The following is a 13680-nucleotide window of genomic DNA, read 5'->3' on the forward strand; positions in this document are numbered from 1 at the left end:
CGTTGACGAAGGAGCGGGGCATGGCACCCAGGGTTGCGGATGTGATGGCGCGTATACTGGCCTCCGCCGGAGTGGAGCGCGTCTGGGGCGTGGTGGGCGACAGCCTGAACGGCTTCACCGATGCCCTGCGCTCGACCCCCACGGTCAAGTGGATGCATGTGCGCCACGAGGAAGTGGCCGCCTTCGCCGCCGGGGCGGAAGCCCAGCTCACCGGCAAGCTGGCGGTGTGCGCGGGAAGCTGCGGCCCCGGGAACCTCCATCTCATCAACGGCCTGTTCGACTGCCAGCGCACCCGCACGCCGGTGCTGGCCATCGCCGCCCATATTCCCAGCCCCGAGATCGGCTCGGGCTATTTCCAGGAGACCCATCCCGAGAACCTGTTCCGGGAATGCTCGCATTATTGCGAGCTGGTCTCCAGCGTGGAGCAGATGCCGCGTGTGCTGGAAATCGCCATGCGCACGGCGATCCAGAAGCAGGGCGTGGCCGTGATCGTTATTCCCGGCGACGTGGCACTGCGCCCGGCCGTCGGCTCCACCGCCGGCACCTTCACGCCCATTGAGCCGCCGGTGATCGTGCCGGAGGATTCCGAGATCCAGAAGCTCGCCGCCATGCTGGACGGCGCGCCGCGCATTACCATGCTGTGCGGCGCGGGCTGCGCGGGCGCCCATGACGAGGTGGTGGCGCTGGCCGAGGCCCTCAAGGCGCCCATCGTCCACACCCTGCGCGGCAAGGAGCATGTGGAGTTCGACAATCCCTATGATGTGGGGATGACCGGCTTCATCGGCTTCTCCTCCGGCTACCATGCCATGCGCGAAGCCGACCTGCTGCTCATGGTGGGCACCGACTTCCCCTATCGCCAATTCTATCCCACCGACGCGCAGGTGGCGCAGATCGACATCCGCGCGGACGTGCTCGGGCGGCGTACCTCGCGCCTCGATCTCGGCCTCGTGGGCGACGTGAAGCCGACCCTCCAGAAGCTGCTGAAGGTGGTGGAGCCGCGCTCCGACGACGACTTCCTGAAGGCGGCGCAGAAGCACTACATCACGTCCCGCAAGGACCTGGACGCGCTGGCCGTGCCCGCCGGGCCGAAGAAGGCGATCCACCCGCAATATCTCGCCAAGATGGTGGACGAGGTGGCGGCTGAGGACGCGGTCTTCACCTGCGACGTGGGCGAGACCACGGTGTGGGCCGCCCGCTACGTGAAGATGAACGGAAAGCGCGCGCTCCTGGGCTCGCTCATCCATGGCTCCATGGCCAATGCCATGCCCCAGGCCATCGGCGCCCAGGGCGCCTATCCCGGCCGCCAGATCGTCTCCATGTCCGGCGACGGCGGCTTCACCATGCTCATGGGCGACATCGTCTCCCTGCGCCAGCTGGACCTGCCGGTGAAGATCGTCGTGTTCAACAACGGCCTGCTGGGCTTCGTGGACATGGAGATGAAGGCGGCGGGCTTCCTGAATGTGGGCACCGACCTCCAGAATCCCGATTTCGCGGCCATGGCCAATGCCATCGGCATCCTCGGCATCCGGGTGGAGGATTCGGCGGACGTGAAGCCCGCTCTGGAGCGCGCCTTCGCCCATGACGGCCCGGCCCTCGTGGACGTGGTCACCGACAAGATGGAACTGGTGATGCCCCCCGCCATCAAAGCGGAGCAGGCCATCGGCTTCTCGCTCTATGCCGCCCGCGCCATCATGAACGGGCGCGGCGACGAGCTGCTGGAACTGGCCAAGAGCAACCTGTTCCGCAAGTGAGCCTCCCCTGCGCCTGTGGGGGAACCCGCGCAGGCGCCGCCCGGTTGGACCACGACAGCTGAAGCCTGATCCGGGCGGACCCACATCCGCCCGGATCAGGCCGGCAATCCTTGACAGAGAACGTGGAGCGGCATGCGCAAGGTCCTCATCACGGCCCTCGCAGGCTTGGCCGGTCTCCTGGTTCTCGTACCCATCCTCGGGTTCCTGGCCTTCGCCCAATTGCCCGCCTTCGGCGACCTGCGGCGACAGGTTCTGGAGCGCAGCCTTGCCGCATATTGGGGCGAGAGCGTCACCGTGGCCGGGGAGGTGGAGGTGGCGCTCTGGCCGCGCCTCATCATCACCGCCAACGAGGTTTCCTCCACCACGGACGGAACGTCGCCCGCGCACGCGGCGCAATTGCGCATCCTGCTCGCCCGCTGGGAGCGCCTGCCCTTCGCATCCACTTTGTTCGCGCTCTCCGTCTCCAATGCGCGCTTCCAGTTCGCCCTCACCTCCCGGTCCGATGCCGCGCCGGGGTCGATCCTGTCCTCCCCCGTGGCCTTCTTCTCGGTGCTGCCGCGGCTGCGGCTGGACACCGTGACCTTCGACATCTCCGCGCCGCAGGACGGCTGGCAGTTCACGCTGGACGTGGATCACGTCCTGAGCCGCCTGCGCGACGGCGTCGAATATATGGAGGCCCGGGCGCAGCTGAACGGCAGGCCCCTCGCTTTCAAGTTCCAGTTCGACCGGGAGCCGCGCCCGCCCGCACCCGGCGACCTGCCCTATGGGGCGGTCCTCTCGGTGACCTCGGACGGCCTCGAAGGGCAGATGACCACCCGCTCGGCCCGTGCCGCGTTCGACGACGACCTGACCATGGCGGTGCAGCTCTCCTCCGGCTCCATCGCCGATTTGCTCTCCGTGGCGGGCCTCGCGCGCACCGTGGACGGCACCGCAAAGCTCACGGGCGCGCTGCATGCGGATGCGCGGCACCTGTCGCTGCGCAACCTCGCCCTCGACACGAGGTTCACGGAGGGCAGCACCACCCGCATCACCGGCTCCATCGCCGATCTGTCCGACTGGAGCGGCGTGGATATCTCGGCGGTGGCCGACATGGCCCCCGTCACCCCGGCCCAGGAGGCCACCGCGCGCCACGACATCGCGATCACGCGCCTCGCGGGTCATTTCCGGGACGGGCCGGAGGGCCTCATGCTCACGGATGCAAGCGTGGACACCAATGCCTTCGCCCAATCCCTCCAGGAGATCGGCCCCATCAGCGTGGCCGCCATCCGGCGGGACGAGGCGGGACGGCTGTCGCTGAACGACATCCGGGTGAAGAGCAATCCCGGCCCCAATCCCCTGTTCCAGCTCCATGGGGATATCCGGGACGTGCTGGACTGGTCGGGCATCACGCTGGATGGTCGTTTCGACCTCCCCGTCGCCGATGTCCTCTCCGTACCGGCCGCCGCCAAGGACATGCTGGGCCGCCTCAGCGGAACCACCGCCCTGTCCGACGCCCGCGGATCGCTCGAAATCGAGAGCCTCGCCGCCGAGGTGAAGAGCGACGCGCTCACCGCCACCGTGCGCATCGATCCCGCGCCGGCCACCTCCAAGGAGGCCGGGCCCATCGCCCTGAAGATCGACGTGCCGCGCCTCGGCCCGCTCCTCACCGCGCTGGGCACCCCCACGGAATTTGACGGTCCCTTCTCCTATGACGGCACCTTCACCCATGGCGGAGGCACGGCGACGGCGAAGGGCGCCCTCGTGGTGGGCGCCACCGACCTGAAGGGACAGCTGGCCGCCACCCGGCAGGAAACGCGACAGGAAGCACGACAGGACGCGCGGCCGGACGCGCGGATCCATGTGAAGGGCGAGCTGACCTCCACCCGCATCGCGGCCGACCAGATCCTGGCCCTTTTCGAGGGCATCGCGGACGAGGCCCGCGCCCCGGACGTGCACATTGCCGGAACCTCCCTGAAGCAGGGCGCACAGCCGCACGACCTTGTGGAGCGCACGGATCTCGACGTCACGCTCTCGGCCGATCGGGTCCAGGGGATCGGGCGCGCCGCCACGGCGTTGAGCGCGCGACTGCGCATGGATAACGGGCGCTTCAGGGCCGATCCGGTCAGCCTCAGCATGGGGGCCGGGCGCATCAAGGCGGCCATCTCGCCCGCCGGCGACGGCCGGTTCGCCGCCAAGGGCACGGGCGAGGGATGGCCCTTGTCCGATGTCATCGGGCCGGGAGCGCCGTTTTCCGTGTCCGGCTCCGCCAGCTTCTCCTTCGACGTGACCGGAGGGATGTCCCAGGCCGATCCCTTGCGGACCCTGGACGGCACGCTCACGGGCCGGCTGCATGGCGCGCGGCTGGGCACCGGCATGCTGGACCTCGCGGGGCTCGGCGTGCTGGGCGGCATCTTCAATCCCGCCGTGCTGAGCGGAGAGACGCGCGTGCGCTGCGCCACCATTCCCCTGCGCTTCGACAAGGGCGTGGCGCAGACCGCCCCCGCCATCGTGCTGGAGACGGAGAATGTGGAGGCGGAGGCGCGCGGCACGGTGAATTTCGCGCGGGGCACCATCGACCTGTCGGTCATTCCCCGCCCGCTGAATTCAAGCGTGGACGGCTATCCCTTCACCATCTCGGGCAGCCTCTCCTCCCCGAAGGTGGCCTTGAACGGCACCACGCGCCATGGGCATTCGCGGCGCGGGGGGGACTGCCGGGAATGAGATCCCCCGCTCAGGGTGAAGCGCCCTGAGCGCGTCAGGCTCCGGCCGGCGAGAGGCCGTGCCGCCCGGCACGCGAACGCAGCGGGCGGCAAGCGGTCAGGCGGTCAGGCGGCGATGGCGATTTCCTCGTCCCGGTCGTCGCCGCCGCGGTCCACGTCCTCGCCTTCCCACTTCGCCACGACGGTCGTGGCGATGCCGTTGCCGATGACGTTGGTGGCCGAGCGGCCCATGTCGAGGAACTGATCGACGCCCAGCACCAGCAGCAGCCCGGCGGCCGGCAGGTGGAACATGTCCAGCGTCGCGGCCACCACCACCAGCGATCCTCGAGGCACCGCGCCCATGCCCTTGCTGGTGATCATGAGCACCAGAAGCATGATGAGCTGCTGCCCCCAGCCGATCTCGATGCCATAGGCCTGCGCGATGAACATGGTCGCGAAGGTGCAATACATCATCGAGCCGTCGAGATTGAACGAATAGCCCAGCGGCAGCACGAAGGAGACGATCTTCTCGCTCACCGGCACCCGCTCAAGCTGGCGCATCATGGAGGGATAGGCCGCCTCGCTCGATGCCGTGGTGAAGGCCACCACGAAGGGCGCGCGCACCAGCGAGAGCACCCGCAGCGCCGTCTTGCGCAGGATGAGGTAGCCCACCCCGAACATCACGCACCACAGGATGAACAGGCTCAGATAGAAGGAGGCGATGTACTTGCCGTAGATGACCAGGATGCCCGGCCCGTGCTCGGCCACGATGGCGGCGATGGCGGAGAACACCGCGAACGGGGCCAGCGACATCACATAGCCCGTCACCTTCAGGATGACGTGGGAGCCTTCCTCGATCAGCGCCACCAGCACCTTCGCCTTGTGCCCCACCGAGGCGGCAGCGAGGCCGAACAGGATGGAGAAGATGACGATCTGCAGCACCTCGTTATTGGCGAGGGCGCCCACCGCGCTGTTGGGAATGGCGTGCTTGACGAAATCGTCCAGCGAGAACGAGCCGGTCTGGATGCCCGTGGAGGCGCCGGCCTGGGGCAGGGGGATGTTCAAGTTGGCGCCCGGCTGAAGCAGGTTCACCATCACGAGGCCGATGAGCAGCGAGCACAGGGACGCGCTGATGAACCACACCATGGCCTTGCCGCCCACGCGGCCGATGGTCTTCATGTCGCCCATATGCGCCACGCCCGCCACCAGCGAGGTGAAGACCAGCGGGCCGATGATCATCTTCACGAGGCGCAGGAAGATCTCGGTGATGATGGAAATGTGGTCCGCCACGGACTTGGCGGCTTCCGGCTCCAGGGCCACATGGCTGATATAGCCCACGGCGACACCCAGAACGAGCGCCACAACGATATACAATGTGAGTTTGTGCTTCACGAATTCCCCCGTCCCTGGATCGGCGCGCACAGGGAGGCTGGAAAGCCTTCCAGGCACTGGGCGGACCAGCGGGGCACACCGAAGCGTGCGGGCAGGCTCGCATTTTGTCAGAAATGTGTCGAGCGTGAGTTATGGGCAAATGGCGCCCAGAAAGCAGTCCCGCCGCCGCCATCCAGGCGGGGAAATACGTGGAATCATGAACTTAACATTTGGGTTTGGTTAACGACGTTGGTCCTCCCGGCATGGACGCAGCGGCAAGGTCCGGCTAGATTGGCACGTCAGGCAGACGTTGCGGGCTCAAGCTGTTGCGAGCATCTCTCCGGCGCCCGGCGTCGAGATCCTATTTCCCCATTTCGGTCGGGGGGCCTTTCGGTCCCGGCGGTCGCGCGCGTGCGTCCCGCACCCTGCGCGCCGGCCTGATCCTGTGCGCCCTCAGTGCGGGCGTCGGCCCTGCGGCGGCCGCGGATGACGTCACCTTCTTCGACCAGGCCATCGCCTGGTTCAATCCGTCCAACTGGTTCAATCCCGACGCGGGCAAGCCGTCCGAGCCGCCGCCGGCCGATGCGGTCCCCTATGCGGTGACGTTCGAGGTGACCGGCGACACGTCGGTGCGCGGCGCCGTGCAGGACGCCTCCAACCTCGAAAGCCTCAAGCGCACGCCGCCCGCGGGCGCGGCGGGGCTGGTGCGCCGGGCGCTGGCCGACCAGGACCGCATCGTCGCCGCCCTCTATTCGGAAGGCTTTTACGGCGGCACGCTCAACATCCTCATCGCCGGCCGCTCGCCCACCTCGCCGGACATCTTCAATGTGGTGGAAGCCGCCCGCGCGGCCGGGCCGGTGCCCGTGACGGTGCAGGTCAATTCCGGGCCGCGCTTCACCTTCGGCACCGTGCGGGTGCTCGACACGGCGGGCCGCCCGCTTCCCGATCCGCCCAGCCTGCGCGCCATGCGCCTCGTGGCGGGCGAGCAAGCGCGGGCCGGCAACGTGCTGGAGGCGGAAAACGTCATCATCACCCGCCTGCGGGAAGCCGGCTATCCCTTCGCCAAGGTGGCCGACAAGGACGTGGTGGCCGACCACGCCACCACCGCTCTGAACATCACCTTCAAGGTCGCGCCCGGCCCGCTCGCCACGTTCGGCCCCTTCACCGTGTCCGGCGCCACCTCGCTGCCGCCGAACTTCGTCTCCGAGCGCATCGACATCCGCCCCGGCGAACCCTTCACGCCCACCCGGCTGGCGGACCTGCGGCGGCGGCTTCTGGGCTATGAGATCATCGGCTCCGTGCGCTTCGTGGAGGCCGACCGGCTGAATGCGCTCGGCCAGTTGCCGATCGAGGTGCAGGTGAGCGAGCGCAAGCAGCATTATGTGGGCTTCGCCGCCAATTACTCGAACACGGACGGCTCCACCGCCAACGCCTTCTGGGGCTCGCGCAACCTGTTCGGCGGCGGCGAGACGCTGCGGCTCGACGCCCAGGGCACCTGGTTCACGGAAAAATCCGACGCCGTGCCCAATGCCGATCCCTACGGCTACAATTTCTCCGCCACCTTCATGAAGCCGGGCATCTTCACCTCCAACGAGGATCTGGTGGCCAGGGCGGCGGTGCTGCGGGAGGTGACCAACGCCTATGTGCGCGAGGCCATCACCTTCCTCGGCGGCATCCGCCACCGCTTCAACGACGACCTCAACATGCAGGTGGGCATCGACCTCGAAGCCTCGCGGGTGGAAAGCTCCACCGGCACGGGGGACTATCCCATCGCGGGCGTGCCCATCGACGTGAATTTCGACAATACGGATTCGCTGCTGGACGCCTCGCGCGGGGTTCGCGCCTCGGCCACCGTGGAGCCCTTCGCCTATTTCGGCGAGGCCGGGGCGGGGCCGGTGATGATGAAGGCCTCCATCGCCACCTATCATGCCCTCGACGAGGACAAGCGCATCATCCTCGCGGGCAAGGTGGCCGCCGGCTCCATCTTCGGCGCCAGCATGACGGAAGCCCCGCCCCAGCGCCTGTTCTATGTGGGCGGCGGCGGCACCCTGCGCGGCTATGACTACCAGGCCGCCAGCCCGCGCAACGAATACGGCATCATCGTCGGCGGCCTCAGCTATTTCACCGGCTCGGTGGAGGCGCGCCTGCGCATCACGGATACCATCGGCATCGTGCCCTTCTTCGACATCGGTGCCGCCTTCGCCTCGGAATGGCCGGAATTCTCGGGCCTTCAATATGCCTACGGCATCGGCCTGCGCTATTACACGGCGGTGGGCCCGCTGCGCATCGACCTCGCTTTCCCCGGCAATCCGGATGTGGCGGGAACCAATTACGGCATCTATGTCAGCCTGGGGCAGTCCTTCTGATGCGCGCCCTTCGCACCGCCCTCCTCTCCCTCGCCGCTTTGATGGCGGTCATCCTGGTGATCCTGGGCGGCCTGTTCGGCCTCGCCCAGACCGGGTTCGGCCGGGCCTATCTGGCGGAGCTGGCGAGCCGCCTCGCCTCGGGCAACGGGCTGAAGGTGGAGGTGAGCGGCCTGTCGGGCTTCGTGCCCTCCAATCTGCGGGTCGCGCGCATCGTCCTGTCGGACCCCGACGGCCCCTTCGCCAGCATCGACGACCTCGCCTTGCGCTGGCAGCCCTCGGCCCTCCTGTCGGGCACGGTGTTCGTGGAGACGCTGGAGGCGGGGCGCGTGGACATGCAGCGCGCGCCCGTTCTGCCGCCCGCCGCACCCACGTCCGGCGGCGGCCGCATGCCCGCGCTGCGGGTGGTGGTGGATCGCCTCGCCGCCCCACATATCGTGCTCGGCGAAGCGCTGCTGGGCCAGCCGGCGGAACTGGCCTTCGAGGCCGGGCTGCGCCTCATGGAGCCCTCGCGCGGCCTCTCCCTGCGCTTCGGGGTGAAGCGGCTCGATGCCGAGGGGACCGTGTCCGGCAATGTGGCCTACGCGCCCCAGAGCCGCACCCTCGACCTGGACATCACCGCCCATGAGCCGCCGGGCGGCGTGGTCGCCCGCCTCGCCCATCTGGAAGGCCTGCCCGCCCTCGACGCCAACGTAAAGGGCGCAGGCAGCCTGGACGACTGGCGCGGCACCCTGTCCGCCACCGCCGGAAGCCTCATCCGCCTGGACGGAACGGCGGCCATCCGCGCCGCCGCCGCCGGGGGCCATCTGGTCACGCTCACCACCGGCGGCGAGTTGGCGGGCGCGCTGCCCGCGAACGTCGCCCCGCTGTTCGAGGGCCGCTCGGACCTCAATGCCGAGATCGGCGTCGCCCCCGATTTCGCCCTCGACATCCGCCGTCTCGTCCTGACCTCGGCGGGCCTGCGCGGCGAGGTAAGCGGCACGCTCTCCGCCGACCGCCGCGCCAATCTCGCCTTCACCGCCTCGCTGGGCGAGGCGAAGCGCTTTGAAGCGCTCACCCCCGGCATCTCCTGGGCCACCGCCCGCGCCAGCGGCACGGTGCGGGGCGAGCCCTCCGCCCCCACCATCGCGGCCCTGTTCGACACGGAGCACATCTCCGGGCTCGGCTATGGCGCGCGGCGGCTCAAGATCACGGCAGGCACCGCGCCCGGCCCGGCCCGCCTCGTGCTGCTCACCGCCACCGCCAATGCCGAGGGCCTGAGCGCGCAGGATCCCGCCGTGTCCCGCGCGCTGGGCGGCACCGCCACTGCCAGCCTGCGCGGCCAATGGACCGCGGATACCGACCCCACCTTGACCGATGCGCGCGTGCAGCTTGAAGGCATCGACCTCTCCTTCATGGGGCGGGCGGGCGAGCATGCGGTGCGCGGCCGCCTCGACCTCGCCCGGCTCGACCTCGCCGCTCTGTCCCCGCTGGCGGGACGGCCCCTGAAGGGCATCGTGGCGCTGAAGGCCGACATCGTCCGCGACGGACGCCAGGGCGAGATCGGCCTGGACGGGACGGGCACCGGCCAGGGCATCGCCACCGGCGACCCGGCCCTGGACGGCATCGTGGCGGGCGACGTGCGCTTTTCCGGCGGCCTCTCCTACGCGCCGGGCGGAGCCGTCACGGTGCGGCGGCTGGAAGTGACGGCGCCTGGCGCGACGCTCTCCATGGACGGGCGCATCGACACCACCACCGCCAATCTGGCGGGCACCGCCACCTTGCCCGACCTCGCGCGCATCGACCCCCGCGTCACCGGCGCCGCCCGGGTGGAGGCCGCCTTCACCGGCCGCCTCGCGGCCCTCGGCGTGACCGCCCGCGCCACCGTGCCCCAGGGCACCGCCATGGGGCGCCCGGTGCGCGACCTCGCGCTCGACCTCACCGCCCGCGACCTCACCGGGCGACCTGCCGGAACGGCGGGCCTCACGGGCAGCGTGGGCGGCAAGCAGGCGCGCGGGGCCATGGCCTTCGCCACCGCCGATGACGGCGGCCGCTCCCTGTCCGGCCTCGACCTCGCGCTCGGCTCGGCGCGCCTCACCGGCGATCTCGCCGTCGCCCCCACCGGCCTTGCCACGGGTCAGCTCGCCTTCTCCGCCAAGGACCTGTCGGACCTCACGCCGGTCCTGCTGCAGGAAGTCTCCGGCCGCGCCGATGCGCGGGTCCGGCTCGATGGGACGGGCGGCGCCCAGCGGGTGGCGGTGGACGGCACCATGGGCAACCTCGTCGCCTCCGGGCAACGGGTGGACGACGCCCGCTTCGACTTCACCGTGGGCGATCCCCGCACCACCACCGACATTGCGGGCACCGTGGAGGCGCGCGGCATCGTCTCCGGGGGCGTCGATATCGAGCACTTGAAGCTCGCCGCGACCCCCGGCGCGGGCGGCATCGGCCTCACCCTCGACGCCGCCGCCCAGGGCGCGCAGATCACCGCCGCCGGGCGCGCCGCCGCCCAGGGCGAAGCCCAGACCTTCCGCCTCGACACCCTGCGCGTGACCCGCGAGCGCACCACCGTGGCCCTCTCCGCGCCCGCCACCTTCACCTATCGCGACGGCGCCACCACCCTGGACAAGCTGGCGCTGACCGCAGGCGGCGGCACGCTGGTGGCGCAGGGCCGGTTCGGCGACACGCTGGACCTCTCCCTGGACGCCCGCGCCATTCCCCTGGCGCTGGCCGCCATGGCGCAGCCCGGCCTTGCCTTGTCGGGAACGGCGAACGCCTCCGCCCGCATCACGGGCACGCCCGCCGCGCCCGCCGGGCGCTATGACGTCACCATCTCCCGCCTGAATGCCCCGGAGATCGCCGCCGCCGGCGTCGGCCCCTACGACATTCGCGCCAACGGCACCCTGGACGGGGGCCGCGCGCGGGTGAACGCCACCATTTCGGGTCCGTCTCTGTCCGGCGTCACGGTGAACGGCTCGGTGCCGGTCTCCGGCGGCGACCTGGATCTCGCCGTGCGCGGCACCATCTCGCTCGCCATCGCCAACGCCATGCTGGCCACCACGGGCGCGCGGGCCGGCGGCAATGCCGCCCTCGACGTGACCTTGCGCGGCACCTTCGCGGAGCCGCGCGCGGGCGGAACCGTGCGCATCACCAACGGGCGCTACGAGGATGCGCCGAACGGCGTCACCATCGAGCGCATCGAGGCCGTGCTCACCGGCACCGACCGCAGCGTGACCCTCACCAGCCTGCGCGCGGGCACGCCCAATGGCGGCACCATCCAGGCCCAGGGCAATGTGGCGCTGGACCCCGGCGCGGGCTTCCCCGGCCGCGTGGACGTGACGCTCAACAATGCGGGCCTCGTGAACAGCGAGATGATCCGCTTCGTGACCGACGGGCGCGTGGCGCTCGGCGGCGCCTTCGCGAGCCGCCCCACCGTGGGCGGGCGCATCGACGTGCGGGCGCTGGACGTGAACCTGCCGGACCGGATCCCCGGCGGCAGCGCGGCCAATGTGAAGGTGCGCCACGTCAACCTGCCCAAGGGCCTCACCCCGGCGAGCCCCCGGCCCCGCGCCGGGCGGGGCGCGCAATCGTCCGGCGCCTTCGTGACCACGCTCGACCTCACGGTGTCGGCGCCGAACCGGGTGTTCGTGCGCGGCATGGGCATGGAGGCGGAGATGGGCGGCACGCTGCAATTGCGCGGCACCAGCGCGGAGCCCGTCACGGTGGGCTCCTTCGAGATGTATCGCGGCCGCCTGGACATTCTCGGGCGCCGCCTCGACTTCACCCGTGGGCGCCTCACGTTCAACGGCTCCACCGACCCGGACCTGGACTTCATCGCGGAAAGCACCGCGGGCGATGTGACCGCCCGCATCATCATCGCCGGGCGCGCCTCGGAGCCGGAAGTGAGCTTCTCCTCCACCCCCGCTTTGCCGCAGGACGAAGTGGTGGCGCGCCTGCTGTTCGGGCGGCCCACCGGGCAATTGTCCGCCGGGCAGGCGCTTCAGGTGGCGCAGGCGGTGGCCACCCTTTCCGGCGCGGGCCAGGGCAGCCTCGGCGCGCTGCGCCGCTCGCTGGGGCTCGATTCCCTGGATGTGGGGATGAATGCGGCGGGCACGGGCGGCCAGATCGGCCTCGGCCGCCGCCTCAACGACAATATCTCCCTGGGCGTGCGCCAGGGCACCAATTCCAATTCCACCCAGGCCACCATCGATATCGATCTCGGCCGCAACATCCGCCTCCAGGGCGCCACCGGCGCGGACGGCGGTACATCGGTGGGCATCGGCGCGCAGTGGGATTACTGAGCCGCCGGACGGGCGGTGACGGGGAGTTCCGGCGTGGCGCAGGCATATGACGTGGTGGTGGTGGGCGGCGCCGTCATGGGCTCGTCCATTGCCTGCCATCTGGCGGCGGACCCCGCCTTTTCCGGCCGGATACTGGTGCTGGAGCAGGACCCGTCCTACCAGGGCTGCGCCTCCGCCCTGTCCGCCGCGTCCATCCGCCAGCAATATTCAAGCCCGGTGAACGTGGCCATCTCGCTCTATGGCATCGCCTTCCTGCGGGAGATCGGCGACCGGCTGATGGTGGACGGGGAGCGGCCGGACATCGGGCTCACCGAGGGCGGCTATCTGTTCCTCGCCGGGGCGGCGGGCGCCGGTGCCATGACGGCCGGGCAGGCCATGCAGGCGCGCCTCGGCGCGGACATCGCGCTGCTCGATCCCGAGGCCCTCACGGCTCGCTTTCCCTGGCTTTCCACCGAGGATGTGGTGCTCGGCAGTCTCGGCCTGTCGGGCGAAGGCTGGTTCGACGGCTACGGCCTCATGCAGGCGTTCCGCCGCAAGGCGCGGTCGCTGGGCGTCACCTATGAGGCGGCGCGCGCGGTGGGGGCGCAGGTTTCTGGCGGGCGCGTCACCGCCGTCACCCTGGCGGACGGGCGCGTCATTTCCTGCGGCGTGCTGGTGAATGCGGCGGGGACCGGCGGGCCGGACCTGGCCCGCGCGCTGGGCATCGACCTGCCGGTGCGCCCGCGCAAGCGCATGATCTTCACCTTCACCTGCGCCGACCCGGTGGAGCGCTGCCCGCTCCTCATCGACCCGACCGGCGTCTATGTGCGACCGGAGGGGACGGGCTTCCTGTGCGGCACCTCGCCCGCGCCGGAGAACGACCCGGACTGCACGGACTATGAGGTGGAGCACGGCCTGTTCGACGAGGTGATCTGGCCGACGCTTGCGGCGCGCGTGCCCGCCTTCGAGCGCATCCGGCCGGGCCGCGCCTGGGCCGGGCATTACGACCTCAACCTGTTCGACCAGAATGCCATTCTCGGCCCCGCGCCGGGCCTGCCCAATTTCCACCTGTGCAACGGCTTCTCGGGCCACGGCCTCCAGCAATCCCCGGCCGTGGGGCGCGGCATCGCCGAGCTCATCGTCCACGGCCGGTATGTGACGCTGGATCTCTCGGAGCTGGGCTATGGGCGCATCGCGGACGGCCGTCCGCTCACGGAAGCCAAGGTGGTCTGAGCCTCAGAGCGGTTCACACTTCGCT

6 protein-coding genes are annotated in these 13680 nt (G+C 70.2%); 5 read left to right on the forward strand and 1 reads right to left on the reverse strand.

The genetic code is table 11. The features are described from left to right. Positions 1 to 20 precede the first annotated feature (20 nt). On the forward strand, positions 21 to 1751 hold the full coding sequence (gene poxB / locus EJJ38_RS17285) for a ubiquinone-dependent pyruvate dehydrogenase (protein WP_127091497.1): 1731 nt from the start codon (positions 21 to 23) through the stop codon (positions 1749 to 1751). A 132-nt stretch (positions 1752 to 1883) separates the two neighbouring features. Further along, complete coding sequence (locus EJJ38_RS17290; protein WP_127091499.1) at positions 1884 to 4451, forward strand: AsmA family protein; 2568 nt, start codon at positions 1884 to 1886, stop codon at positions 4449 to 4451. Positions 4452 to 4555: 104 nt separating this feature from the next. Here the strand turns inward: EJJ38_RS17290 and EJJ38_RS17295 are convergent, their stop codons facing one another. Further along, positions 4556 to 5821: a dicarboxylate/amino acid:cation symporter gene (locus EJJ38_RS17295; RefSeq protein WP_127091501.1), complete on the reverse strand. Its 1266-nt coding sequence runs from the start codon at positions 5819 to 5821 to the stop codon at positions 4556 to 4558. 305 nt (positions 5822 to 6126) lie between these two features. Here EJJ38_RS17295 and EJJ38_RS17300 point away from each other — a divergent pair, with 305 nt between their 5' ends. Genes EJJ38_RS17300 through EJJ38_RS17310 form a run of 3 tightly spaced genes read left to right on the forward strand, consistent with a single transcriptional unit; the run spans position 6127 to position 13655 of the window. Continuing rightward, complete coding sequence (locus EJJ38_RS17300; protein ID WP_245454303.1) at positions 6127 to 8166, forward strand: autotransporter assembly complex protein TamA; 2040 nt, start codon at positions 6127 to 6129, stop codon at positions 8164 to 8166. Beyond that, complete coding sequence (locus tag EJJ38_RS17305) at positions 8166 to 12443, forward strand: translocation/assembly module TamB domain-containing protein (protein WP_245454304.1); 4278 nt, start codon at positions 8166 to 8168, stop codon at positions 12441 to 12443. Before EJJ38_RS17300 ends, EJJ38_RS17305 begins: the two co-directional genes overlap by 1 nt. 33 nt (positions 12444 to 12476) lie before the next feature. Next, the gene (locus EJJ38_RS17310; protein ID WP_127091503.1) at positions 12477 to 13655 is read left to right on the forward strand and encodes an NAD(P)/FAD-dependent oxidoreductase; all 1179 of its coding nucleotides are present in this window, start codon (positions 12477 to 12479) and stop codon (positions 13653 to 13655) included. Positions 13656 to 13680: the final 25 nt, after the last annotated feature.

The sequence above is a fragment of the Aquabacter cavernae genome, from assembly GCF_003993795.1.
Lineage (GTDB): Bacteria > Pseudomonadota > Alphaproteobacteria > Rhizobiales > Xanthobacteraceae > Aquabacter > Aquabacter cavernae.

What these genes read in the sequence shown, in the direction of transcription:
- EJJ38_RS17290 (WP_127091499.1), top strand. Translation starts at nt 1,884, where the DNA reads ATGCGCAAGGTCCTCATCACGGCCCTCGCAGGCTTGGCCGGTCTCCTG.
- EJJ38_RS17305 (WP_245454304.1), top strand. Translation starts at nt 8,166, where the DNA reads ATGCGCGCCCTTCGCACCGCCCTCCTCTCCCTCGCCGCTTTGATGGCG.
- poxB (WP_127091497.1), top strand. Translation starts at nt 21, where the DNA reads ATGGCACCCAGGGTTGCGGATGTGATGGCGCGTATACTGGCCTCCGCC.